The 25,907-nt window shown below is 32.4% G+C and carries 19 protein-coding genes; 10 read left to right on the forward strand and 9 right to left on the reverse strand.

What is annotated here, in order from left to right; all coding sequences use genetic code 11:
• Positions 1-82: 82 nt before the first annotated feature.
• Positions 83-820, reverse strand: coding sequence for a response regulator transcription factor (locus BM024_RS12775; protein WP_090681124.1), 738 nt, complete (start codon positions 818-820; stop codon positions 83-85).
• Between the two features lie 340 nt (positions 821-1,160).
• Between BM024_RS12775 and BM024_RS12780 the strand changes: the two genes are divergently transcribed.
• Positions 1,161-1,655, forward strand: a complete 495-nt coding sequence (locus BM024_RS12780; protein WP_090681126.1) for a hypothetical protein — start codon at positions 1,161-1,163, stop codon at positions 1,653-1,655.
• A gap of 59 nt (positions 1,656-1,714) precedes the next feature.
• On the opposite strand, the gene BM024_RS12785 is transcribed toward BM024_RS12780, so the two are convergent.
• From BM024_RS12785 to BM024_RS12810, 6 genes are all read right to left on the reverse strand, one after another.
• A complete protein-coding gene (locus tag BM024_RS12785; protein WP_090681129.1) occupies positions 1,715-3,046 on the reverse strand; it encodes a metal-dependent hydrolase family protein in 1,332 nt (443 codons plus the stop codon).
• A 192-nt stretch (positions 3,047-3,238) separates the two neighbouring features.
• The gene (locus BM024_RS12790; protein ID WP_090681131.1) at positions 3,239-4,510 is read right to left on the reverse strand and encodes a hypothetical protein; all 1,272 of its coding nucleotides are present in this window, start codon (positions 4,508-4,510) and stop codon (positions 3,239-3,241) included.
• Positions 4,511-6,556, reverse strand: a complete 2,046-nt coding sequence (locus BM024_RS12795) for a hypothetical protein (protein WP_090681134.1) — start codon at positions 6,554-6,556, stop codon at positions 4,511-4,513. It lies immediately after the preceding gene.
• A 3-nt stretch (positions 6,557-6,559) separates the two neighbouring features.
• Entirely contained in the window at positions 6,560-7,246 is a 687-nt protein-coding gene (locus tag BM024_RS12800) for a hypothetical protein (protein WP_090681137.1), read from the reverse strand.
• A 152-nt stretch (positions 7,247-7,398) separates the two neighbouring features.
• A complete protein-coding gene (locus BM024_RS12805; RefSeq protein ID WP_090681140.1) occupies positions 7,399-8,028 on the reverse strand; it encodes a response regulator in 630 nt (209 codons plus the stop codon).
• Positions 8,025-10,274, reverse strand: a complete 2,250-nt coding sequence (locus tag BM024_RS12810; protein ID WP_090681143.1) for a sensor histidine kinase — start codon at positions 10,272-10,274, stop codon at positions 8,025-8,027. The genes BM024_RS12805 and BM024_RS12810 overlap by 4 nt, the downstream gene beginning before the upstream one ends.
• A 321-nt stretch (positions 10,275-10,595) precedes the next feature.
• Here BM024_RS12810 and BM024_RS12815 point away from each other — a divergent pair, with 321 nt between their 5' ends.
• Positions 10,596-10,940: a DUF4870 domain-containing protein gene (locus tag BM024_RS12815; RefSeq protein ID WP_090681145.1), complete on the forward strand. Its 345-nt coding sequence runs from the start codon at positions 10,596-10,598 to the stop codon at positions 10,938-10,940.
• A 123-nt stretch (positions 10,941-11,063) separates the two neighbouring features.
• Here BM024_RS12815 and BM024_RS12820 read toward each other — a convergent pair whose 3' ends face one another.
• Complete coding sequence (locus BM024_RS12820; protein ID WP_090681148.1) at positions 11,064-12,050, reverse strand: lipoate--protein ligase; 987 nt, start codon at positions 12,048-12,050, stop codon at positions 11,064-11,066.
• Between the two features lie 682 nt (positions 12,051-12,732).
• On the opposite strand from BM024_RS12820, the gene BM024_RS12825 reads away from it, so the two are divergent.
• The 8 genes from BM024_RS12825 (at position 12,733) to BM024_RS12860 (ending at position 25,258) form a co-directional block, all read left to right on the forward strand.
• Positions 12,733-13,080 carry a helix-turn-helix domain-containing protein gene (locus BM024_RS12825; RefSeq protein WP_090681151.1) on the forward strand — a complete coding sequence of 116 codons (348 nt, stop codon included), beginning with the start codon at positions 12,733-12,735 and terminating at the stop codon, positions 13,078-13,080.
• Complete coding sequence (locus BM024_RS12830) at positions 13,074-14,360, forward strand: type II toxin-antitoxin system HipA family toxin (protein WP_090681153.1); 1,287 nt, start codon at positions 13,074-13,076, stop codon at positions 14,358-14,360. Before BM024_RS12825 ends, BM024_RS12830 begins: the two co-directional genes overlap by 7 nt.
• A gap of 467 nt (positions 14,361-14,827) precedes the next feature.
• Positions 14,828-15,193 carry a hypothetical protein gene (locus BM024_RS12835; protein WP_143077780.1) on the forward strand — a complete coding sequence of 122 codons (366 nt, stop codon included), beginning with the start codon at positions 14,828-14,830 and terminating at the stop codon, positions 15,191-15,193.
• 81 nt (positions 15,194-15,274) lie between these two features.
• Positions 15,275-19,606 (forward strand): CusA/CzcA family heavy metal efflux RND transporter, encoded by a 4,332-nt coding sequence (locus tag BM024_RS12840; protein ID WP_090681158.1) that lies wholly within the window; start codon positions 15,275-15,277, stop codon positions 19,604-19,606.
• 2 nt (positions 19,607-19,608) lie between these two features.
• A complete protein-coding gene (locus BM024_RS12845; protein ID WP_090681161.1) occupies positions 19,609-20,754 on the forward strand; it encodes an efflux RND transporter periplasmic adaptor subunit in 1,146 nt (381 codons plus the stop codon).
• A 604-nt stretch (positions 20,755-21,358) separates the two neighbouring features.
• Complete coding sequence (locus BM024_RS12850; RefSeq protein ID WP_090681164.1) at positions 21,359-22,132, forward strand: hypothetical protein; 774 nt, start codon at positions 21,359-21,361, stop codon at positions 22,130-22,132.
• A 327-nt stretch (positions 22,133-22,459) separates the two neighbouring features.
• Entirely contained in the window at positions 22,460-24,385 is a 1,926-nt protein-coding gene (locus tag BM024_RS12855; RefSeq protein WP_090681167.1) for an LTA synthase family protein, read from the forward strand.
• A gap of 324 nt (positions 24,386-24,709) precedes the next feature.
• Positions 24,710-25,258 carry a DUF4494 domain-containing protein gene (locus BM024_RS12860; protein WP_090681169.1) on the forward strand — a complete coding sequence of 183 codons (549 nt, stop codon included), beginning with the start codon at positions 24,710-24,712 and terminating at the stop codon, positions 25,256-25,258.
• Positions 25,259-25,452: 194 nt separating this feature from the next.
• Here the strand turns inward: BM024_RS12860 and BM024_RS12865 are convergent.
• Positions 25,453-25,907: integrase core domain-containing protein (locus BM024_RS12865; RefSeq protein WP_143077781.1), on the reverse strand; the 455-nt coding region annotated here is incomplete at its 5' end.

Genomic DNA, 25,907 nt, shown 5'->3' on the forward strand with positions numbered 1-25,907 from the left:
TGCGTTAATGAGTTGATTCGTACTAATGGTTTCTGTCTCCGGTACACTTCTCACTCTTTAAGAGATAAAAAAGAGAGTAATTCTATACCAATTCGAAGGCCATAGCAAATCTTAGTAGTTCAGCAAAGGAGTTGCATTGAATTTTTCTAAGTATATTCTTGCGATGGGTTTGTACGGTATGCACTGATATAAATAATTCATCAGCAATCTCTTTGGATGGTTTTCCTTGTGCAATTTTGCATATGATTACTTTTTCTTGTTTTGTTAGTAATGCAAATTGTTTATAGTTGTTTTTTATAAATTGGTCCTCATCTAAAACCTTGTTTACACGTCCTATTACACGGTCTATTCCTTCAACAGGACTCGCTAGTATAATCATTTGATTAAGCGTTCCTTCTTTTGTGGGCTTTTGAAGTAATTTACATATTGAATAAAACCAAGTGTAGTCTTCTTGTTTGTGGAGCTTAACACGTTGAAAAAAGTTATATTGACGTGAAAAGTCTGCTTCTCCTAGATAGTTTTGAATACCATTAAAAATTGTGATTGATTCTTCTTTTACAAAGTATTTCTCATAATAATCGGGACCTAATGTATTGACTTCTTCTGCCGAGGTTCCCAAGCGTTCGCATCCCCAATTATTCATATAATGAATTCCTAAGGGTTGCATTTCATTTAAATTATGTAACATAACAGCAGCAGGTATAATACTACCTAGATCAGTAATATTATAAGCATTTTGTCTAATGTCTTTTTGAATACTATGAAATTGTCTGTTTAGTTCAAACTCATTCAAACAAGATGTACTGCTTTTAGTTACCATTTGATTATGTTTAAAATAAGTGAGTAATAAAGTTAGAGAAATACTATATCAAATCAAATGAATATTCAAAATTATTACAGTTTCATTTTATAGTATTCGCATTTACAAAAATAAGAAATTACAGAAGCGCAAAAATACCCTGTGATAGGTATTTTACAACAACGCAATTAGAGCGAATTTTGAAAGAGAATTTACTATCTATTACATGGAATGTAATTAGAGGGTTTTAGATATAATCTCCAAAATACGTCTTTTAAGTGTCGATATTTGAGTTTTAAACTTACGTTAGAATTAGTTTTACGAATTTGAATAGGGTAGTTATAAACTTAGTACTATAAAAATGAATCAATCAGCTTACACAGTCAGAAATGAGGATTTTATCTCGGAGATACAGGTTGTGTGTCCTAAGTGTAAATCAAGAGCTCTAGTTTCTGGGGGACAACCTTATAAAAATATTAATGAGTATGAATTGGATGTACAGTTTTCATGCATAGCATGCGGTTACACAGTAAAGTATTTTAATACTCCTAAATTTTCTTTATATACAAATAGCAAGGGAAAGGAATATAAAAGCAGAGTGATGTTTTTAAATGGACCTTATGACCCATATTTTGGGTTTGAAGTATGGTATAGTATTGATACTAAATTTGGACTTCTTTGGGCCTATAATTCAAAACATTTAGAAGTAATAGAGAATTATATAGGTAGTACTTTACGGAGCAGAAATGGATTAGAGATTCAGAATAACAGTATTGGAAGTAGATTGCCACAATGGGTAAAAGATTCTAAGAATAGGGAATATCTCCTAAAAATCATTCAAAGAATAAAGATCTAGTAGACAAGTATAAAAAAAGCCAACCTATATAGGTTGGCTTTTTTATGCTATATGAAAACTTATTTTTTATCTTTTATAGTGTTTTTATAAATCTGACCATCTTTAATAATCAATAAAAAGTTCTTTTCAGGATTATCAATTAAGGACAAATCCTTTAGAGGGTCTCCATCAACTAATAATAAATCTGCTAAAGCTTGTTCTTCAACTACACCTAACTTTCCTGGATATGGGCTTCGTAAACCTGACATTTGTAATAGTTTAGCATTGTCATTGGTTACCATCTTTAAAATTTCTGCATTGGTAAACCATTTTTGAAGACGCAATATATAACTGTTTTGAGTATCGTTTAATTCCGGTTCGAATAGGAAGTCTGTTCCCCATGCTAGTTTTACACCTAATTGTTTAGCTAATGGCCAAACTTTGTTTTGTCCTTCTAATACAGGCTTACGCTTTTCAATTCGTTGAGGCGTCATATTGGCATTGTTGTCCATTAGATTTTGAAGACTTAACCACACATCTTTTTCAACCATTAATTTCAATGTTTCTTCATCTAGCATTTGACCATGTTCTATTGATTTCACACCTGCTGAAATTGCACGCTGAACCGCTCTTGGTGTATATGCATGTACCATTACATAAGTTCCCCAATCTTCTGCTGCATCTACAGCAGCTTTCATCTCGTCAAAAGTATATTGAGTTACATCGATTGGATCGTATGCTGAAGAAGTTCCTCCACCTGCCATAATTTTAATTTGACTAGCTCCAAAACGTAAGTTCTCTCTTGTAGCTGTTAAAACATCGTCGCGTCCATCAGCGATGAATGTAGCTCCTAATTCTTCACCGCGAGAAGGTTTACCAAAAAACCTACGTGAACGTTCTTCAGGTGTTCTAAAATCACCATGACCTGAGGTCTGACTAATCATAGCACCCGATGGCCATATGCGCGGACCTTTTAATTTACCATTATCAATAGCTAATTTTAAAGGAAATATAGGACCTCCCGCATCACGAACACTTGTAAATCCACGCATTAACATTTTATGTGATGATTCTCCCACTTTTTGTATTATAAGTTCTTGAGTCATATCAGGAGACATCAATTCAGCCATTGTTAAAGCACCAAATACCATATGAACGTGAACATCAATTAAACCAGGCATTAAGGTTTTACCTCCTCCGTTTATTTTCACAACATCTTTCCCTTTTACAGAAATAGAGGAAGAACTTATCTTTTCAATCTTTTGACCTGAAACTAATACGTTCATCGGTGCTGTAAGAGATGCTTTATTGTGGTCTAATATTCTAACGTTCTCAATTAGAATTTGTTCTGTTTGTGCAATCGCAATAGATGTACCCATAAGAAAGAATGCTACTAAAGATTTAAATACCATGAATAATGTAAGTTAGGGGGTTAGTTCAGCTACTTTTGAAAATCTAATATACTATAAAAAATAAATTATTTGTTCTTTTAATATAAATATTGATGATAATTTAAACTAATTAACCATTTAATTGTAAATGAGTCTTTCATTTATAATTAAATGGTCTTTCAGTATTGAAAAGTAGTCTACAAAAAGGACTTTTTAATAGGTAATTGAACCTTTTATAGATAGTTTGTTTTCACTTTTAAGAGTCGTTATCACCTCTACCTTAACCTTTCTGTTTTTTAAATCTTTCAATATAAATAAGTTCCACATATCTGGCCATTTTTCAAAGTCTATAGCACAATATAAAGGATGTGAAGTTGCTGTGTTTTTTGTTGAATTAATTGGCGTTTCTAAGGTTGTACTTACTAAGTATGGTGCTATTTCTTGTTTGTGAAACTTGTAAAACATACTGGTAGGAAGTGAGTTTTTTAAAAGAGTATTATATTTCCAAGTAAGTTGAATGTTGGGAACTTTTTGCTCTTGTATTGTTACTTCTTCTATCTCATTAAAATCATCGTCATAGCTATAAGTAATCGACGTGTCTTTTTGAATAATTAATTCGTTCTTAATCTGTAAGTCGAAATAATTATCATAATTAACAGATAGTGTTTTTTGATCAAGACCTGTATACTTCGTCATAAAATAGGAGAGAGCTGGTATTTCTTCAATAGGAATAAAACTCCAAAAACGTACTGCTTGATTAACAGTATCCATCTTTCTTATTTGAAAACCATTATTTAAATTGTTGGAAAGTTTCCATTCTCCTTCAATTTCAGTTTTGTTTTTTGAAACTGTAGCTTCAATTCTAAAGGAATTGTCTATTTGAACATAAGAGATGTGCTTGTTAGACAAAACGTTTTCAGCTCCTTTTAATGAACTAACTTTGGACCAAGTGTTTGGAGTTTGCAAAAGCGTTTGTAGCTCTTCAAAGCTTGTGTTGTTTTGTCCAGTTATCTCATAAACTAAATGACTTCTATTAAAAACAAGTTTTAGGTGTTTGTTGATAGTAACACTGATAATTTCTTGTTCTTTATTTATAAAATTAATTGAGTCTGGAAAATAGGTAGCAAAAAAAGAGAAGCAATTATCGTAATTGTTTACTCCAACGATTCCATAGAATTGCTGTGTGTTTTGTGGTAAAGTAAATAAATACATTCGGGCCGGAATAGAAATTCCGGCACTCCAAATGATTTTTGTTTTCCAATTATCACTTTCGTTTTCTTCCTCTTTAGAAGAAGTTTTATTGAGAGTAATTAAGCTGGAAATATTATCTAAAAGTAGATCATCAATTGCAAAAGATAAAACACTAGTACTCGATTCACTCACAAACTGCTCTTCAATTTTACTTTTTCGAACAGTATAAACTGCTATTGTAAAACAAATAGTTAAGAGTAAAAGCGCACCGAGTATAATAGCTGTCTTTTTCATTTATAATTCATTTATACTGTTAAGATTTGTTTCTGTAAATAGGTTTTTTAAAATGTACTGTAAAGCGTTATTTTCTCTTTTAGGTAATTCTATAGACATCTCACTGTGTATAGTATTTCTCTTCATTTTCGATACTTTTACTTGAATATCTCCATATTCAGAAAGAGTTTCTAGTGACTCATTATTAACTAAAGAAACAGGAACTTCTAGCTTGGTTGTTATTTCAAGTAGAGCAGCAGTTTTGATTCTTACATTAAATGGATTTGATAAAATATCTTTCTTTAAGTTGGCATTAGTATCATTAACAAATCTATTCTCTTTAATAGCTGTTAATTGATCTAAATTGCTACTTACAAAGACAATATTATCTTTGAAAAGGAAGTAGATATCTTCTGAGTTATATTCTGCATTTTTTCTATAAATACCATTTTCAAATACTATTTGTTCTTTAGATATAGCATATTCAAGTATTTTTTTGAACAGACGTTGGTCTTCGGAAGTAAACATCCATAAATAGTCAGGAACGTATTCTTCTTTTGTTTCCTTTATTTCTTCATAGTTGTAGTCTTCATCATAATCGTAAGTAACGTATTCTTTCGTTACCTTTTTCAACTCATTAATAAAAAGTAGGTTGTCTCCTTTTGCTACTTTTCCAATAGCTTTTTCATCTAAAGTAATCTCTAAGGCAGTAGCAATTATACCGAAAAACTCGTCTTCTACTATTGGCATGTACCATCTTGTAATGAACTTTGGTAATTGCTTTAAGTATTCTTCTGTACTTATGTTTAGAGAAGAATAAGCGATATAATCTTTTGGAATGTAATTTGTTAATTTCTTATTGAAATTATTCTTTGTGATTGTTTTTAGATAGTCCGCCATTTCATCATCCACATTCACTTTTGCAGTAAATTTAAGATTGTATTGCTCTTGAATAAGGTCTAATGTAGCATCTTTGTAACCGTATTTTAGATTTTTCATATCTAAATTATATACCATTGAAACAATTTCATTTGGTATAATATCACCGTATAATTGATCGAGATTAGGTACCCAAATACGAACTAAATGATTGTTTTTAGAAATCTTAATAGCACTGTTTTTTCCGAGATTGTTTTCTGGATTTAAATACTCGCTAAAATCATTGGAAATCCAATCTTTAAAAAGCTCTTTTTTGATAGAATCATTTTTTGCTTCTTGTTCAGGACTTAAAAGGTGCGAATACCAATTCCATTCGTCTTCATAAGCTTCTGATGTATCTTCTGCTTCAGTCACTTCAGGGTATTCAAGTTCATATGTAGCATCAAGGGCTACTTCTGCTGCGGCTTCTGCTACAGCTTCAACATAAGGTGCTTCATACGTTTCCCATGCTTCTTCTACTTCTGTAGCACTAATCGGTTCTTCAATAGATTCTTGAACATAAACTGTTTCATAGGTAGCTGAGGGTTCTTCAATAAAACTTTCTTCTTCAGTAGCCCATGCACTATCGGCAGCTACAGCCAAATCTTCGTTGTAGTTCCAATCACCAGTATTGTTGGAAACAAATTCTAAACCAAAGCGCTCTGATATTTCTTCTGTTCTGAAGTAATCATCGTTTAAGCTTCCTGTTAAAATCAACAGACTTTCATTGTCCCAAGCGACTTGAGTTTCTCCATCCTTAGATACTCTTCTTTCATAGTTTTTACTTGAAGGAAGTACATCATAATCAAGGAAAAGGTGTTCTTTAATTTTATGGTTTTCTTTTAGAGGAGCTAAAAAGCCTACATATTGGATACTGTCTGTGTTTGTATAATAGAAGTAAGCCTGTTTGTCAAGGTTAAAATCTGATTGTAATCCCTTTGTAAGGTTGCTGTTAGAATCTTTGTATAGTCCAAAATTGATTAAAGCATCTTTGAGTATTTCTGGAGAACTGTTTACAACGATTCCCTTGTTGTTAATTGATACAACCAACTTGGCTTGTGCTGGAATTTTTGTAGACAAGTCTTGGGCAGTAACTTGAAAACCTGTAAAGGCAATACATGTAACTAATGTGATTTTTCTTATATTCATATTCTATTTGTTATTTAATGTAATGGTGTTTTGCAATGTTGTTTTTCCTGTAACTAAGTCAGTTGCTTTCAATTTGAGTAATACTGATTTAGAGGAACTCGATATTTTAGCGGATTTGTTTCCTTGAGATTTTATTGTTTTATCAAATCGGATGATTTGTGTATAAAAAGCGTCATCAAAGTACTTTTTATCTGTTTCTGAAATTTTAGTATATTCTTTGTTTAGTTTAGAAGGGGCTGTAAACGACCGAGAAAAAACACCTGTTTTAGCGTTAAATGCATAACTATTAGATCCTTCAATAGAGGTTTTAAAATGAGAGGCTATGGTTTTACTAAATGCGTTTAAAGCTTTGACAGAAGAGAAAGAACAGGAAACGCTGGCTATGTATTTTGTAAAGTCTAGACTGTATGCTACATTACTGATACCTTCTGTTTTTTTCAAAATTGCAATCATGGTTTCTGTCTCGCTTTGAATTTTTTCTTTGGAAGGTATGTCCATTCCTTGAACACTTTTTAGTTTCATTAAAGAAGCTACTTTAGTACTGCTTTTACTCAAGTTAAGTGTTGCCTTAATAGTTCCAGAACCGTCACTTTTTATATTTATATCTTCAATAAAGTCAAAGCATCCTGTTAATAGAAAGCTACAGGAAATAGTGACTATTAAGAGCAATAAGGATTTTAATCTAATCATCGGTATATTATATTATTTAGGATGGTTTTTAATGTGTTTCCCCTTTGATCTAAAGAATCGCTAATGGGTTGATTTCTTTGTTGAAGCAAAGGTAAAACAGAGAACAGTATATGATTATCCCCGAAAATGGGGGTTTTTGAACAATCTCAATCTTATTGCCTTATAAGACCGTATTCTATAGCTAGTTTAATAGCAGAACTCAGGTTTTTAGTATTGAATTTCACAATAAGGTTTTTGCGATGACTTTCAACGGTATGTGGACTAATAAATAGTTTATCGGCAATTTCAGAGGTAGTTAGCCCCAAAGCAGCTTCTACCAAAACTTCTTTTTCTCTTCTTGTTAGTTTTGGAACGGTACTTAGACCATCTTCTGTTTTTCTATCAACAATACTTTTGGTTTGTGCACATAGGAAGATTTTACCTTCTAGAATTTGTTGAATTCCATTTACTATCTCCTCTATAGAAGCATTTTTTTGGATATATCCTTCTGCACCTTCCTTTAGAACACTGTTTATAACAGCATATTCATTATGGACACTAATAATGATTATGTGCATAAAGGGAAATTGTTGCTTAAGAGGCTTTATTAACTCTATACTATTGGCATCTGGGAGATTAATGTCCAAAAGGAGTACATCTATTTCCGTAGAGGTTAATGAGTTATTCATTGCTAATGCAGTTGGATAACATCCAACTACATCAAAATTATCTTCCTTAGAAAGTATGTTTTTTAATCCCTCTAATAGTATGGGGTGGTCGTCTGTAATTGCTATTTTTATCATTTAATATCGTTTTTAGGAAAAATTATTTCAACACTCGTTCCAACTCCTTCTTCAGAAAAGACTTTAAAATCTCCTTTCAAAAAGTCGATTCTCGATTGTATATTATATAGTCCCGTAGAATTATTTCCTTTAACCTTAGTAATGTCAAAACCTTCTCCATCATCTTCAACAGTGATATTGTAACTGGTATCTTCTTCTACTATTTGTATTAAAATTTGATTTGGAGAAGCATGTTTAATTGCGTTGTTAACTAGTTCTTGAATAATTCTGTAAATCAATAATTGTTTATCTTTATCTAAATCATTCTGACAGTGTAGAAATTGTACGTCTATTTGCAATTGTTCATTAGACATACGAACAGCATAATCTTTTAATGCTTCTTGTAAACCATATCTATTTAATAAATCAGGCATTAGATTGTGTGCAACACGGCGGAGCTCTTCGACAGCTAAATCTATTTGCTCTAATGATTTTTGTAGGTCATCTTTAAAGGGAAGAGATACCTGATCTGTTAGTTGTGATAAATTGATTTTAGTACTTGAAAGCAATCCACCTAAACCATCGTGTAAGTCTCTAGCAATTCGCCCACGCTCTTTTTCCTGACCATCTAACATGGCTGTAAGTGTTGAAATCTTAGTATTTTGTCTTTCTTTGTCTAAGGTGAAATTATAGAGTTCTTTATTTTGTTTAAGAGTCTTAGAACGTTGTTTATAAGCATACAGTAGTAGAATAACGACTAGTGAGAAAACTAAAATTAAACTTATGTAGTATTTGCTTATTTTCTCTTTGTAGTTAATTTCATTTTTATAATTCAAGATGTCTTGTGCTCGACTTTGAGTTTCTAATCTTGATAGTTTAAGTTCTTGGGTTCTCTTTTCTGATTCTAATTGAGATAGTTCTAATTTTTTGCTTTGGTTCTCTTCATGTAATTTTAAGTTCTCAAATTCTTGCTTTTGTTGTAGACTAATGCTGTTCATCAAATTGATTTGCTGTTCTTTTTTGTCAGCTTCCAATTGCATTGTTATAAGTTGTTGTCGCTGTCTTTCTTTGTCAAACTGTGCTTCCAATCTTCTACCCAATTCAATTTGTTCTTGATTGTGGATAGATTTAAAGGTGTCCATATAAGCTTTGTGGAACTGTATAGCTTCATCTAATTTATTCTCCGATTCTGCAATTTCCGAAAGACTTTCATAGATACTTAATATGATATTTTGATTAGTAAACCCACTTTTAGAAATTTCTAAAAGAGCTTGAAGTAGATGTTCTTTTGCAAGCTTCGGGTCATTGTTTTTAAGGGCTATTTCTGCCATAATTCCATAAGCAGAAGCTATATGAGTATATTGTTGCGAAGCTAAGCCTTGTTTTTTAGCAAGTTCAGCATAATAGAGTGCTTTGTCGTTATAACTATCAGGAAAATAGCTTAAATAGAGATTCGCTAGATTGATTGCAACAAACGATAGGTGGGAGGGAAACGGAATGTTTTTTTTGTTCTTATTGTAGGTATCAATCGCCAATAGATAATATTTTTCTGCATCATTTCGCATTTTAATATTGCTATCGTCTGCTACATAACTGTTTTCATACATATATCCCATAAGCATATAAGCATCAAAAATTGCTAGTGGGTCATTTTGTTTTATGGCTAATTCTAAAGCAAGTGAACTGTATTTTTCTTGCAATTGAAGTTCATTCCAATTTGCATAAATAGTTGTAAGCTCTTTGTAGACTGTAGATTTTCGTGCGTTGAGTGTATTTGAGGGAGGGGCTTGATCGTAAAAATTAATGGCAGTAAGAAAGCTTCTAACAGCTTCTCCTTCTTTGTTATCTCGTGTTTGTAACCATCCTTTACAGTAATTTATATATCCCTTTATCTCTAGGTCGTTAGATTTGTTTGCAAATTCTTGTGCTTTAGTAAAACTAGCTTCAGATTCTTTTAAACGATCAGAAATGCGATTATTCATAGCGTTTATAGCATACAAATTAGCTGCGTATTTACTGTCTTTTTGAAGAAGAGCAATTTTTAAGTTCTCATTGAATATTTGCTTAGCTTTTTCTTCTTGTTTGTTAGAATATAGAGCAGTTATGTATTTACCAGCTAATATTAATCTCTCCGAATCACTGATGTTTTTGCTTTCGTATTGTAATTTTAAATTATCAATGACTTCTTGTGCTTTTACACAATGAGTTATTAAACAGAATAATATACTTAATAAAATAGGTTTTAAAGCTGATAAATGCAGACTCATTGATAGTAAATATTGGTCATTATAGAGAAGGCTAAAGTATAATTTCTTATAAACAATAAATAGCCTTTTTAACAAAAATAGCTATCTAGTAATTGTTCCTAAATTAAAAGTTTACAGATTGAGATGTTGTTTTTTATTTTTTAGAATTGATTTACAAATATTTAATTTCTTACTCTGGTTTACAATCCCTGTTTTCAGCTAATTTAGAATGGGAAGGATTACACTCCTTGAAATATCCCTAGTTTCAGCTATAGGAATAGAATACCCATCACTATAAATTTGCAGTAGATAATCTAAATAACATACTTAAAAGTAATATCAATGGAAACAAACAACAGAAACTCAATTAACACTTCACAGGGAAAAACGATAGCTATCGTATCATATTTAACTATCATTGGAACTGTTATTGCGTTTATTATGAATAAGAATAACCCGACTAGTCTTGGTAGATTTCATATTCGTCAAAGTATCGGAATTACGGTTATATCTATAGGATTGTCCGTGTTGAATTTCGTTCCTGTAGTAGGTGGGATAATTGCACAAATAGCTAGTATACTTATTTTGGTAGCTTTAATTCTTGGTATTATTGCTGCAGTTAAAGAAGAGGAGAAACCAACACCTTTTATCGGTGGTCTTTTTCAAAAATGGTTTTCTTCTATCTAAATATATTTTTCAGTTAGGACATAAAACAAAAAGGCTATATGTTCCTTTTATACAAAATCCCAAACTATGTAGTTTGGGATTTTGTATTGAATCAAAAAAAGTGCAGTAAATTCTTTTTTTAAGTTATTTGAAAAGTTCAATAATTTCATCGACGGTTACTTTTCCGAAATAAGAAGTGAGGTCTAAAGTTTCTAGAAGAATTCGAATTTCTTGCTCATTATGATTTAAGCCGATTAGCTTTTGCTCCAATTCTTCGATAGGTTTAGAAGCAAAGAAATCCCCGAAAATTTTAACCTCTTCAATACTACCTCCACGAACAACATTTAAGTGTATTTCTATAAATCCCGCAGGTATTTTAATAGCATTCTGAAAGTTGTATTTTGGTGAAAATCCAAAATTCCAATCCCAAGTACTGTATTTCGTTTCTACTAATTTTTCAACTTCTAAAAAGTCTTCTTCAGTTAAGTGGTAAAGTGCAGCATGATCATTTTTAGAAATCATTTCATCGATTAACGCTTGCTTCAAATCCTCGACTGTAGTATTGTCAGATATATATTCTTTTAAATTAATCACTCTAGAACGATTGGATTTTACAGCTTTGTCTTTGTATTTTAAAGGGTTTATTTTCAGAGCGTCTGATAGTATATCCATGTTGGAATCGAATAAAATTGTTCCATGTTGAATCATCTTACCATTTCTAGCTAATTTTGCATTACCACTGAACTTTTTACAATCCACTAACAAATCATTACGACCTTCTAATTTTGCAGGAATATTTAATTTATTCAGAACATTTAATACAGGTTCCGTAAATGTTGAGAAATCCATAAAGTCGTGTTTGCCTAATAAAGTGTGGAATGAAAAGTTCAGGTTTCCCAAATCGTGATATACAGTTCCTCCACCAGACATACGGCGAACTACTTTGATTTCTTTGTCCTTTACATATTCTAGGTTTATTTCAGCTAATGTGTTTTGAAATTTACCTACTATGATAGAAGGTGCGTTGATATATAATAAGAAAATAGTTTCTGTGGGATATTTGTATAATAGGTATTCCTCTAAAGCAATATTGAAATAAGCGTTTGTAGATGGAGAATTTATAATAATCATGATGTTGTTCTTTGTAAGCAAAAATACAAAGTATTATCACAACCAATGCATCGTTTTATGATTGAAGAGATGAAGAGATTGTAAATACGTTAATGTGGTTGTTTGTAAAGGAGCTAAGGGGCTAATTTGTTGATTTGGTTATTCGATAATTTGAAAATGCGTGAAGAGGCAAAGGAGGCAAAGGGGGCAAAGGAGGCTAATTTGAAAATACGCGAAGAGGCTAAGTAGCAAAGGGGCTGAAATCTGATTATTCATTAACGTCGCCTAATTTCAGTTTCCTTTCACTTTTATGGCCATCACGCCTGCTGGCTCCATCGTTATTTCAGTCCACCGGACTAAAACTTAACACTCGGCCCTGTTAATTTGAAAATGAGCAAAGGGGGCTAAGGAGCTAAGTAGGTAAAGGAGTAAATTTGTTGATTTGGTAATTTGAAAATACGTGAAGAGGTGAGGGAGTTGGAGTAGGGTCGATCGCTAAGCGAAGTAGAATTACAGGGTTGAGCTACTGATTGCGTTTTCTACTTCTGCTCACTGTTTACTTCGTATTTAATTTATGTATGAAATATACAACATTAAGGGGGATTTTAGTTGTTATGAGTTTTTTTTTGTACATTAGTGTCTAAATAAGATAGATTACTATATTGAATGAAATATCATTCATTAAGTATAAAATTAAGCTATTATGACTAATATAACAGACATTAATCTCATCTCAGATAAAGCAATATTAAGTATTATAGGCTTGTTCGTACAACAGACAAGAATTAAACAAAATATAACTCAAGAAGAATTAGCGAAGCGAGCCGCAATAAGTCGTTCTACTGTTAGTATGCTTGAGCGTGGAGATAATATTTCGTTGAATAATTTGATAAAAATATTACGAATATTAGATGCTTTATACGTGCTTCGAGAGTTTGAGACAAGCGAAGAAATAAGCCCTTTGCAATTAGCTAAAAAGGAAAAGCAAAAGCGTAAACGGGTTTCAAAACAAGTTTCTGAAAGTAATGATGATATCGATTTAGGATGGTAACAACAGCTTTTATTAATGTTTTTGGTAAGCGATTAGGTGCAGTGGCTTGGGATTCTGATAGAGAACTTGCGATATTTGAATATGAGCCTAAATTTGATTTAGAAGCGTTTCCCGTTGCTCCAATAAAAATGCCTTTTAACAATAAAGTTTATAGCTTTCCAGAGCATCGAGAGAGTGAAACATTCAAAGGAATGCCAGGGCTATTAGCTGACGCTTTACCAGATCGTTATGGTAGGGATTTAATAAATACATGGTTGGCTAGACAAGGACGTCCAGATAATAGTTTAAATCCTGTAGAATTGCTGTGTTTTATTGGTAAAAGAGGAATGGGAGCTTTGGAGTTTGAACCTGTTATTGGTAAAGAATCTTCTTCTTATACTATAGAGTTAAGTGATCTAATCGAAACAACTAAGGCTTTACTTCAAAACAAAGAAAATGTCTTTCTCGAAACAAAAAAAAACATGGAAGATGTTATGATGGATGTTCTAAAAATGGGTACTTCCGCAGGTGGAGCTCGTCCCAAAGCTATTATTGCTTATAATGAACAAACAGGACAAATAAAATCAGGTCAAACACTAGCTGATGATGGGTTTGAGCATTGGTTGATTAAATTTGATGAAGTGAGTGATGTACAGTTTGGCGAGACTAAAGGTTATGGACGTGTAGAAATGGCTTACTACAAAATGGCTACTGACTTCGGAATAGAAATGATGGAATCTAGGCTAATAGAAGAAAATAATAGAGTTCATTTTATGACGAAGCGCTTTGATCGAGGAGGTGGAAATCAAAAAATACATACTCAGACATTGTGTGCAATTCAGCACTATGATTTTTCAAATATTACTTCATATAGTTACGAGCAAGTCTTTCAAACTATGCGACAATTAAGACTTTCTTATGCGGAGGCGGAACAAATGTTTAAGCGTATGATTTTCAATGTAATTGCACGGAATTGTGACGATCATACCAAGAATTTCTCGTTTTTAATGGATAGGTCAGGAAAATGGAAATTAGCCCCTGCCTATGACATTTGTTTTGCATACCGTCCAGATAGTGAATGGGTAAGTCAACATAATTTGAGTATCAATGGAAAGAGAAAAAATTTCACACGGGAAGATCTATTAACCATAGCTGAACAAAATTCAATTCGAAATCCTGAGGGACTTATCAATTCATGTATAAAACTGGTGAGCAACTGGAGAGACTATGCAGAAATGTATGGTGTAGATTCACTCAAAACGAGTTCTATAGAGCAATTTCTATTAAAGGATTTAAAATAATAGGAGGCTAATTTCAGTTTCCTTTCACTTTTATGGCCATCACGCCTGCTGGCTCCATCGTTATTTCAGTCCACCGGACTAAAACTTAACACTCGGCCCTGTTAATTTGAAAATGAGCAAAGGGGCTAAGGAGCTAAGGAGCAAAGGAGGCAAAGTGGCTAATTTGTTGATTTGAAAATGAGCAAAGAGGCTAAGGAGCTAAGGAGGTAAAGAAGCTGAAATCTGATTATTCATTAACGTCGCCTAATTTCAGTTTCCTTTCACCTTTATGGCCATCACGCCTGCTGGCTCCATCGTTATTTCAGTCCACCGGACTAAAACTTAACACTCGGCCCTGTTAATTTGAGAATACACGAAGAGGCTAAGGAGCTAAGTAGGCAAAGTCAAATATTAAGTTTAGGTTACTCTTTTAAGTTAGCTAGTCTATAAGTTGTGAGACAGTTTCAAATAGTCTAATTTTGGCGTCAATGATTCGAAAAATAGCCATATTTTGTACTATAATCTTAATGGTTTCTACAACACCTCTGTCTGAAGTGTTGAAATTGCCTATTTTTATAGAACACTATATGGAATATGACAAAGGTGGATTGATTCATTACGTTGTACATCATTATGGTGGTCATGAGAAAGATGAAGATTGGGAAACGGATCAAAAACTTCCTTTTATGGATTTAAGCTCTGTGCTAACAATCGTTTCTATTGCACCTACAATTCCTCTTACCTTAATTCCTGAAACAAGGGATTTTAAATTCAAAAAACCTATCATTAAGCATGAAGAAAATCTGATGGACCAATATCTATCAAATATTTTTCAACCTCCTCGATTGAGCTAATTGAACACTAGACATTTAAAACTCCAAGAAATCTCTTGGCAGTAATACTATGTTATAAAATCAATTAGTAAATAACGAAACATGTTAAATAAAATCATTGAGTTTTCTGTAAAGAATAAACTCATCATTGCCCTATTTACCTTAGGGCTCATAATTCTTGGTATCTATGAGTTAACCAAACTTCCCATAGATGCACAACCAGATATCACTAATAATCAAGTACAAGTAATCACAGTTGCACCTTCTTATGGAGCTGCAGATATAGAAAGACTAGTAACCTTTCCCATTGAACAAGCTTCTAGCAATATTAGTGGTATTGAAGAAATTAGAAGCTTTTCTCGTTTTGGATTGTCATTAGTTACCATTGTTTTTGACGATGAAACTGATGTTTATTGGGCTCGTCAACAAGTTAGTGAACGATTATTACAAGTAAAAGAACAGATTCCTGCCGACATTGGTATGCCTGAACTTGGACCTATTTCAACAGGTCTTGGTGAGATTTTCCAATATGTGGTTCGCGCCGAAGAAGGCTATGAAGACCAATACGATGAAACCAAACTCCGAACCATTCAAGATTGGGTCATTCGAAGAGAGTTGTTGGGAACCAAAGGGGTTGCAGAAGTGAGTAGTTTTGGTGGAAAGCTAAAGCAATACGAAATAGCTATTAATCCTCAACGTTTACAGGCATTAAATGTAAATATTAATGAAGTTTTTGAAGCGTTAGAACAAAACAATCAAAATGCTGGAGGCTCCTATATCGAAAGAAAGGAAACCGTACTATTTATTCGTACGGAAGGACTTATTGGTAGTCAGGATGATATAGAAAATATTTCTATAAAATCTACTGTAAATGACACTCCCATACGCATAAAAGATGTGGCAGAAGTAAAAGAGGGTTATGCTACTCGTTATGGTGCGATGACTTATAATGATCAAGGTGAAGTGTCTGGAGCGATAATCATGATGTTGAAAGGTGAGAATGCTAATGAGGTAGTTCAAAACATCAAGGAGCGTCTTGCTATTATTGAAAAAACACTTCCAGAAGGAGTTGTAATAGAGCCTTTTTTAGACCGTGCTAAAATGGTAAGCAATACCATCAGTACCGTGAAAACCAACCTTATGGAGGGTGCTTTAATAGTGGTTTTTATACTCGTTTTGTTCTTAGGGAACTTTAGAGCGGGATTCTTAGTGGCTTCTGTTATTCCTTTAGCGATGTTGTTTGCAGTTATTATGATGAATCTCTTTGGAGTGGGTGGAAACCTTATGAGTCTCGGAGCACTTGATTTTGGATTGATTGTCGATGGAGCTGTCATAATAGTGGAGGCCGTTCTGCATCAGCTCGGTTTTAAAAAGCACTTTGGTTTTAAAAACAGACTAAGTCAACACGAGATGGACGTTGAGGTTTCCAATTCAGCCTCGAAAATGGTTAATTCAGCGGTTTTTGGTCAAATAATTATCTTGATTGTTTATTTACCAATTCTTACGTTGGAAGGTATAGAAGGCAAAATGTTTAAACCTATGGCACAAACGGTTGCTTTTGCTCTAATAGGTGCATTTATACTTTCATTGACCTATATTCCGATGATGAGCGCTTTGGTTTTAAATAAGAATAAAAAGACAAAAGCGAATATGTCCGATCGTGTAATGAGTCGGATAGAAAAAGTACATCAAACTTGTTTGATTAAAGCATTAAAATTTAAGAAGGTAATACTTACCACCGTTTTGTTGCTATTCATCGGAGCTGTTTTTGTACTATCAAGAATGGGGGGTGAGTTTATTCCATCATTAGAAGAAGGAGACTTTGCGGTAGAAATGCGTATTCTTCCAGGAAGTAACATCAATAAAACAAAAGAAGTAACTACCCAAGCAGCTAAAATTCTAATGGAACAATTTCCAGAAGTAGAGAAAGTAGTTACAAAGATAGGTAGTGCTGAAATTCCCACAGAACCTATGCCAATGGATGCTGGAGATATGATTATAGTATTGAAACCTAAAGGAGAATGGACATCAGCCAAGACATTTCCAGAACTTTCTGAAAAAATGAGCAAATCTTTGGAGGTGATTCCAGGTCTAACTACTGGTTTTCAATTTCCAGTACAAATGCGTTTTAACGAGTTAATGACTGGTGCACGTCAGGATATTGTTTGTAAAATTTATGGAGAAGATTTAGACAATCTAACACAATATGCCGAAAAACTTGGGACTATTATACAAACTATAGATGGTGCACAAGATCTTTATATAGAACCTGTTATTGGTGCGCCACAAATAGTCATTGACTATAATAGAGCAGCACTTTCGCAACACAAGCTTTCTATTGTAGATGTCAACCGTATCGTAAATATGGCTTTTGCAGGACAGAGCGCAGGATGGGTCTATGAAGGTGAGCGCAGATTTGATATGGTGGTTCGATTAGATGAAAATCAAAAGCAGGATGTGCAAAGCATTCGAAATTTATTGATTCCATTATCTAATGGCAAGCAACTTCCTTTACATCAATTAGCTACAATTGAAATGAAGAGCAGTCCAAATCAAATACAAAGAGAAGATACTAAACGAAGAATTGTAGTTGGTTTCAACGTTCGAGGTAGAGATGTACAAAGTATTGTAGAAGACTTACAGAGAGAAGTGGATGCTAAGATAAAATTACCTACGGGTTATACGATTTCTTATGGCGGAGCTTTTGAAAACTTAAATCAGGCAAAAGCTAGGCTAGGTATAGCAGTACCGGTTTCTTTGGCGTTGATTTTCTTATTGTTGTATTTTGCATTTCGTTCAGTGAAACACAGTTTACTGATTTACACAGCTATCCCACTTTCAGCTATTGGAGGGGTCTATTTCTTAGCGCTTCGAGATATGCCTTTTAGCATAAGTGCAGGTGTAGGATTTATCGCTTTATTCGGTGTTGCTGTATTAAATGGGATTGTCTTAATATCGGAGTTCAACCGATTACAAAAAAGTGGCTTAACAAATATCACGCGAATAGTAGTCCGTGGAACTCGTGTTCGTTTGCGTCCAGTTTTAATGACTGCTTTTGTTGCTTCTTTAGGTTTCTTACCTATGGCGATTAGCACTGGTTCTGGAGCAGAGGTTCAACGTCCACTTGCGACGGTTGTGATTGGTGGTTTAATGTTAGCGACTTTCTTAACATTGTTTGTATTACCTATCCTGTATGTAATTTTTGAGAAAATTCAAATTCCAAAATGGAAGAAATACAAAAAAGCGACTGTCTTGATTTTGTTTTTAAGTGTTGGGTTAAATTCAACTGTAGCACAAAACAAGATTAGTCTTGAAGAAGCTACTGTGATGGCATTGCAACAAAACAAATCGATAAAAAATAGTGCTTTATGGGTAGAATATCAAGAAGGAATAAAAGCTTCTTATTTAGATTTTGCTCAAACGGAAGTTTCTGGGGATTTTGGAAATATACAAGGTAGTGCACAAGACAATAGTTTTGGAATAACACAACGCTTCAATTTCCCAACGTTTTATACTAAAAAGAAAAAAGTACTTTCAGAAGAGTGGAAAGCTTCTTTATTGGGAAAAGAGTTAACAGAGGCACAAATAGTAAAGCAAGTTTCTGAAACATTTTATCATCTTCTAATTTTAGAAGAAAAAAGAGCAAGATTGCAATTCATTGATAGTCTGTATGCTCATTTTTTAGAGAAAGCAGATTTAAAGTTAGAATTGGGTGAAGAGACCATATTAGAACAAGCAACTATTGAGGTTCAAAGAGATCAAATTGCCAATCAACTACTTTTGTTGGACAATGAGTTGGACTTTCAGCTTTTAGAACTTCAATTAAGCCTTCAATCCGAAGTTGTATTTATGCCTAAAGCGAGTTCTTTAAAAGTTAACCTAGATGCTGAAATCGCAAATAGCAATATAGAGGAACACCCAGACTTAAGGCTGTCAGAACAGCAAATTGCTATTCGAGAGCGTGAAGCACAATGGGAAAGAAGTAAGCTAAACCCTGAGTTTACTTTGGGATATCAAAGTCAGAGTATGAAAGAAATCAATGACAATCGCTTTGATTATGTTCAAGTAGGAATTAGCTTACCCATATTCAATCAAGGTCAGCGAAAGGTAGCAAAAGCAGCTAAGACAAAAGTTGCTATAGCGGAGAATGAATACAAGATGAAAGAAGAGCAATTCAAAAAAGATTTACAACAAGTTCATTTAGAATATTTGCGTCGCAAAGAAATAATTGATAAATACGAGAATAAGCAGTTGCAAAAAGCGGACTTAATTCTAGTAACCGCTCAACAGCAATTAGAGCTGGGAAATATCGATTATTTACAATGGGTGCAACTGACCAATCAAGCAGTTCAAATACAATCAGATTATATAGAAGCTTTAGATTTATTAAATAAAGCAGCTATTCAATTACAATATCTAACGACAAAATCATAGTTATGAAAACATTTTTAGGAAGTCTTTTATTAATGGCAATTGTGCTATTAAGTGGCTCTTGTAATCAGCAAAAAAGTGAAGTAGATGAAGTGGAAACAGAATCGGCTTCAAACAATAATGTGGCTGTTCTAAGCGACGAACAAACAAAAACAATTGGATTAACCACCACTTCATTAGAACCAAAAGAAATAGAGAAAACTATTCATTTAAATGGAAAGATATTCGTTTCTCCAGAACATTTAACAACGATTTCGAGTGTACTGGGCGGACATATTAAATCGGTTAAAGTACTGCCAGGAAGTTTGTTTAAAAAAGGAGACATACTTGCTATTGTAGAGGACCAACAACTCATTGAACTTCAAAAAGAGTTTTTGATAACACAAGCACAATTAAAGTCTGTAGGATTAAATTATAATCGTCAAAAAGAACTCAACCAAAATAAAGCAACTAGTGATAAGGCATTCCAAGAAGTAGAGGCGACTTACAATACGCTTTTAGCGACTCGAAGTGCTCTAGAGCAGAAATTAAAAATGGTTCAAATTAATCCGTCACAACTAACATCAAACAATATAAACAGTTCAGTTGATATTCGTGCTCCTTTCAGTGGGGTTATAAGTGAGGTGAAAGTAAACAGAGGTCAATATGTTACACCATCTGATGCTTTGTTTGAATTGATTAATCCAGAAGGACTGTTAATAAAGCTTACTGTATTTGAAAATGATTTACAAGGAGTAAAAGTAGGTCAAAACTTGTTGGTTTATAGCAATCAAAATTCTGATAAAAAAACCGGAGCTACTGTAGTTAGTAAAACACCAAAGATAGGGGAAGATGGGGGATCTGAAATCATTGCTAGATTCAATGAGAATAACCCAGAGATGATAGCAGGACTCTATGTAAATGCAATCCTTCCTTTACAAAATTATAGTTCAGAAAGTTTGCCTACTAAAAGCGTAGTGTCGTATGAGAACAAAAATTATGTGTTTGAAGCATTAGGAGACAATAAGTTTTTAATGACAGCTGTAGAGACAGGAGTAGAGGACAAAGGATTTATTGAGATTCTAAACAAAGAATCAATTAGAGATAAAAAGATAGTACATGAAGGATCTTACAGTATTTTGATGGCATTAAAAAACAAGGCAGAAGAGTAGAAATTGTTTTCTATTTTGAATGAATAACAAAAAAGCCGTTTGAAAAATCAAACGGCTTTTTTGTTATTCATAGATGTTTTTTCAAGGATCTTTTAATATAAAACGTTTATTATCTGTCTATAGCATTAGAGAGAAACTCTATTTATATTAATGACGATGATGTTCTTATATATTTTCTATTTTAACAATGTAAATCTTAATTCTATGGCTAGTTTAGATTTTATTAAAGATGGCAATTTCTATTTTAAATTAATAATATCTATATTTCCTGGGTGTTTCTTTGTGTTTACAACAAAAAAGAGATAGCAATTTTAGAGATGTATTCTCTACTAGATTTTTTTAAATTACTAGACTTATCTATAGAAACTTCTTATTCTTATAAGTTCTTGAGTAGGAAAAAAAAGAAGTTCTATCAATTGTATTTCTATAACTTCTAAAGATTATAGGGTTAGTTTCTTTTATTAGAGACTGGCTTTTTTTATTTCAACATAGTATGACTTGATTTAGAAAAGAATTCATAGTTTTGTAAAAATTTTTAAAAAGCTATCTTAATGAGGTTTTTTATTTATGATTTTAAAATAAACATTTAATAAAAGTTATGAGAATGAAAAAAATATTATTATTGCTATTGACAATTACATTTGGAGTTTCTTGTTCAAATGATGATGACACAGAAGGAAGAGAAGTGACTAAATTAAAGAGTGAAAAGATTATTGCTGATTATATAAATGAATATGGTGAACAAGTAAAATATGAGTCTATTTATGAGTATTCTTATGGGGCAAATGGTTTTGTTGAGGTTATAAAAAATACAAGAACTAATCCAAATAGTACTACAGAAACAAATGAGTATTTGTATTATGAAGGAAATAAAGTTGTTAGAAGAAAATATAAACAGATGAGTACATCTAAAAATGAGATAGAAGAAACATATACTTATGAAAATGATTTGATTGTTGAGGCGACTTATAAATTACCTGATTACATTAGTAAAAATAAATATTATTATGATTCTTCTAAGAATTTAATTAAAGATGAGTATTATTATTCAAATAATGACATGGAATTTATATTAGACTTTGTTATAGAGTATCAGTATAAAGACGGAAATGTAAGTAAACAACAATTTAGTAGTAATCCTTTTGATAAGATAATTACAAGCACTTATGAGTATGATGATAAAAATATTTCTAAGAGTAATATCTTTCCAGTGGCATTCCAAAAAATCACTTATACTAGTAAAAATAACATTGTTAAGGTGAAAAATGAGGAGAGTGGAGAAATAGTGGAGTATAATTATGAATATAATTCTAAAGGATTTCCAATAAAAGCAACTTATGATAATGGTCATATGACAGCCTTATTTGAATATTACTAGTTCTTTTAACTACAAACATTAATAGGCAAATTTCTTTAGTCTTAGGACTAAACATAGAGATAAAATGATTTTTTAAGAATACTACAACTAAGCTATTCCTTCAAGAATGGCTTTGTTGTTTATGGTATTATCACCAGTCTATAAAAATTATATTTAAGTAAAAGATTGCTATTTAGATTGATTATTGATATAAAAGCAATCAATTTGTAGGTGTTTATGACAATATAGATTTAAAAGAATAAAAAGTATCTCTATTTGTAAAGACTTGTTGATTGATGTTAAGTAATGATTAATTTTGGGTGAATTTTTTAAACCGAAACTAACTCCATGGCGATTAACAAATTTCGAATTAACGAAATCATAGTATTGCTCTATAGATTATCTCTTGCTTTTGTCTTTTATTTTATAGCACGATTACTTTTCTATTTTTATAATGCAGATTTATTGAATGTTGATTCTGCTGGACAATTCTTATTACTTTCTTTTTATGCATTGGCTTTTGACAGTGCAGCCATATTATATATGAGCCTTTTGTTCATATTTTTATCGATTATACCTGTATTTGTAAATACGAAACCAAAATACCAAACGCTTCTTTTTTTCGTTTATTTTATACCGAATTTGATTGCGTATGCTACAAATTTTATCGACCTAATATATTACCGTTTTGTATTGTCGAGAACTAGTATTGCGGTGTTTGATAGTTTAGAACACGAGGAGAACAAATTAAAACTTTTGATGAATTTCTCTATTAAATATTGGTTGGTTTTTGTGTTATTCGTTCTGTGTACCAGTTTGTGGATTTTTCTTTATTTAAAGGTAAAAGTAAAACAAGTCGAAAAAGTAGAGTCTCGAAAACAGTATTTATACTCATCTATTATAATCTTTATCATCACATTCTTTGCTGTTATTGTAGGAATTAGAGGGGGAGTTACCAAAAAGAATAGACCAATTAATACGGTAGATGCGAATCGTTATACAAAGCGACCTGAACATGGAGATATAGTTTTGAACACTCCTTTTTCAGTGTTGAGAACCTTTGGAAAGACGAGTTATAAGGAGGTCAAATATATGGATCCTGCAAAAGTGGATTCTTATGTGAGTAGTGTAAAGCACTATGATGTTAATAAACCAATTAGCCCTAATATCGTTTTATTTATAATCGAAAGTTTCTCTCGTGAGTATATCGGATCATTCAATGAAGGGACAACTATTCCTAATTTTAAAAGCTACACACCGTTTGTGGATTCGTTGGCACAACACAGTTTGATTTTTCCAAATGCATTTGCCAATGGTTATAAATCGATTCATGGAGTGTCTTCTATTATTGCGGGCATTCCTTCATTTAAAGATGCTTTTACTTCTTCTCCTTATCCAAATCAAAAAATAGAATCATTGGTTTCTGCTTTGAATTCAAAAGGGTATGATACATCTTTTTTTCATGGAGCTGTAAATGGATCTATGGGATTTTTAGGTTTTGGAAATATTCTTGGATATGACCATTATTACGGGATGTCGGAATATGATAATGATGATGATTTTGACGGTACTTGGGGAATTTGGGATGAGCCATTTTTTCAATTTATGAAAGAAACTTTAAATAAAAAGAAAGGCCCTTTTTTTGCAACGATGTTTAGTGTGAGTTCTCATGAGCCATTTGCCTTACCAGAAGGATATGAAGGTAAGTTTCCAGAAGGCAATCAATTGATTCATATGACTATTGGATATACAGATTATGCCTTAAAAAGATTTTTTGAGGAAAGTAGTAAAGAACCTTGGTTTAAAAACACCATTTTTATCATTACCGCTGATCACACTAGCCAAATCGACTATGCCATGTATAGAGAAGTAGCCAATCGAACAGCTGTTCCTATACTGTTCTATACACCAGATGAGCGTTTAAAGGGGGTGGATATGAGTTTAGCACAACAAATCGATATCTATCCTACGATATTGGATTTGATAGGCTACGATAAGCCATTCAGAAGCTGGGGTAGAAGTTTATTAAATGATACTGTGGCAACACCCTTTACAATCAATTACGGTTCTAATGAATATACATATCAAGAAGGAAATTACATCGTCCGTTTCAACGGAAGAGAAGTGACGGGTTTTTACGACATTAAAGACAAGGGGTTGAGAGTAAATTTAATCAATCGTAAAACTAAAGAGATGGAAGAAATAGAAATGCGATGTAAAGCTTTTCTACAGGATTATTTTGATCGTATCATAAACAGGCGCTTGGATAAATAAGTTTTTTTGATTTCTGCATCAAGAAAGATTAGAATAAAAGAGTAGAGGATTATTAAAATACATATTTAAATTGTTGTTTCCAGTTGTTGAGTTTTGTTTTTTGAAACTAATATATTTTAATATGTGTTTATAAGATTGTTTTTAACAAGTAAATAATTTGTCTTCATCAGTATAGTTTGATTACAAGTGTAAAATATTATGTTTTACATATTATAAATTTCAACGTTTATTCAAACATGGTTAAAATTGTGGATATCTATTTATAGAAGCAACTTTATTTCTTCTCTTTAAAAGCTATCTTTGGCGTCTTAAAAAAATATAGAGATGAGTGCAACTTGGTATGAATGCAAAGTAAAATATAGAAAATTAGATGACACAGGAAAACAAAAAGTAGTCACTGAACCTTATTTAGTGGATGCTTTGTCCTATACTGAGGCTGAAAGAAGGATTAACGAAGAGATGTCTGCCTTTATTAGTGAGGAATTCAAAATCACTACTATTAATATAGCAAATTACGCAGAGATACATCCATTTGAAAATGCGGATCGTTGGTTTAAATCTAAAGTTTCTTTGTTGGCATATGATGAAGAAAGTGGTAAAGAGAGAAAAACAACTTTATCTTTATTGGTACAAGCTAATGACGTAAAGGAAGCTTTTGACAATACAATTAGAGTCATGAAAAATACTATGGGTGATTATACAATACCTGCTGTATCAGAATCTCCTATAATGGATGTTTTTCCTTATTTTAGTGGTGAAGAAGGTGATTCAGAGAAATTAGAGAGATTCAATTCATTAAAAAACTCAAAACAAGAGACAGATCAGTGGGCCGAAAATGAAGAAGCGGCTTTAGTTGACGCTTTAGAGGCATAGATAAGTAATAAACAAAAAGTCATTCTTTAAAAGAATGGCTTTTTGTTTATTTGTAAAGAGGCTGATTTGTTAATTTGGTTATTCGTTAATTTGTAAAGAAGTAAAGGAATTGTTTTGAGATCATTTCTACTTAAATTAACTACAATTTTATTCTTTTGAATTTATACACTTTAGAGACTGTAGGCTTCCCTTTTTTAGGACACCTCTAAATTCGACAAATAATTGATATTCTTGTCAGATTTGATGAAGAATTTAAATTCTTCATCAAATCTTGGCTTAAATTCTTTAGGAGATTTATTTCCTAGGGATTTGTGAGGATGGTTAAAGTTGTAATCCCTTTTCCATTTATCAGAGAGTCTTTGCAGTTGGTATATATCATTAAAATAAAATGCGTCCAATATATCTTCTCTAAAAAAACGATTAAATCGCTCTATGTATCCATTTTGCATCGGCTTTCCAGGTTGGGTATATTTAATCTCAATAAAGTTCTTAGCACACCATTGTGTAAAGGTTTTAGAGGTAAACTCTGGTCCATTATCACATCTAATAAATTTAGGGACTCCTATTTCTTCTTTTAGGTTTTCTAATGTTTCGATAACCGCTCGTGCGGGATATGAAAGTGCAGCTTCAATAGCAATAGCTTCACGAT

It is taken from the genome of Myroides guanonis, assembly GCF_900114085.1.
Taxonomy (GTDB): Bacteria; Bacteroidota; Bacteroidia; order Flavobacteriales; family Flavobacteriaceae; genus Flavobacterium; species Flavobacterium guanonis.

Excerpts from the sequence above, each read along its gene's own strand:
- BM024_RS12790 (WP_090681131.1), bottom strand. The coding sequence starts at position 4,510 with ATGAAAAAGACAGCTATTATACTCGGTGCGCTTTTACTCTTAACTATT.
- BM024_RS12780 (WP_090681126.1), top strand. The coding sequence starts at position 1,161 with ATGAATCAATCAGCTTACACAGTCAGAAATGAGGATTTTATCTCGGAG.
- BM024_RS12815 (WP_090681145.1), top strand. The coding sequence starts at position 10,596 with ATGGAAACAAACAACAGAAACTCAATTAACACTTCACAGGGAAAAACG.
- BM024_RS12810 (WP_090681143.1), bottom strand. The coding sequence starts at position 10,274 with ATGAGTCTGCATTTATCAGCTTTAAAACCTATTTTATTAAGTATATTA.
- BM024_RS12825 (WP_090681151.1), top strand. The coding sequence starts at position 12,733 with ATGACTAATATAACAGACATTAATCTCATCTCAGATAAAGCAATATTA.
- BM024_RS12785 (WP_090681129.1), bottom strand. The coding sequence starts at position 3,046 with ATGGTATTTAAATCTTTAGTAGCATTCTTTCTTATGGGTACATCTATT.
- BM024_RS12835 (WP_143077780.1), top strand. The coding sequence starts at position 14,828 with ATGATTCGAAAAATAGCCATATTTTGTACTATAATCTTAATGGTTTCT.
- BM024_RS12845 (WP_090681161.1), top strand. The coding sequence starts at position 19,609 with ATGAAAACATTTTTAGGAAGTCTTTTATTAATGGCAATTGTGCTATTA.
- BM024_RS12800 (WP_090681137.1), bottom strand. The coding sequence starts at position 7,246 with ATGATTAGATTAAAATCCTTATTGCTCTTAATAGTCACTATTTCCTGT.
- BM024_RS12775 (WP_090681124.1), bottom strand. The coding sequence starts at position 820 with ATGGTAACTAAAAGCAGTACATCTTGTTTGAATGAGTTTGAACTAAAC.
- BM024_RS12795 (WP_090681134.1), bottom strand. The coding sequence starts at position 6,556 with ATGAATATAAGAAAAATCACATTAGTTACATGTATTGCCTTTACAGGT.
- BM024_RS12855 (WP_090681167.1), top strand. The coding sequence starts at position 22,460 with ATGGCGATTAACAAATTTCGAATTAACGAAATCATAGTATTGCTCTAT.
- BM024_RS12820 (WP_090681148.1), bottom strand. The coding sequence starts at position 12,050 with ATGATTATTATAAATTCTCCATCTACAAACGCTTATTTCAATATTGCT.
- BM024_RS12830 (WP_090681153.1), top strand. The coding sequence starts at position 13,074 with ATGGTAACAACAGCTTTTATTAATGTTTTTGGTAAGCGATTAGGTGCA.
- BM024_RS12860 (WP_090681169.1), top strand. The coding sequence starts at position 24,710 with ATGAGTGCAACTTGGTATGAATGCAAAGTAAAATATAGAAAATTAGAT.
- BM024_RS12850 (WP_090681164.1), top strand. The coding sequence starts at position 21,359 with ATGAAAAAAATATTATTATTGCTATTGACAATTACATTTGGAGTTTCT.
- BM024_RS12840 (WP_090681158.1), top strand. The coding sequence starts at position 15,275 with ATGTTAAATAAAATCATTGAGTTTTCTGTAAAGAATAAACTCATCATT.
- BM024_RS12805 (WP_090681140.1), bottom strand. The coding sequence starts at position 8,028 with ATGATAAAAATAGCAATTACAGACGACCACCCCATACTATTAGAGGGA.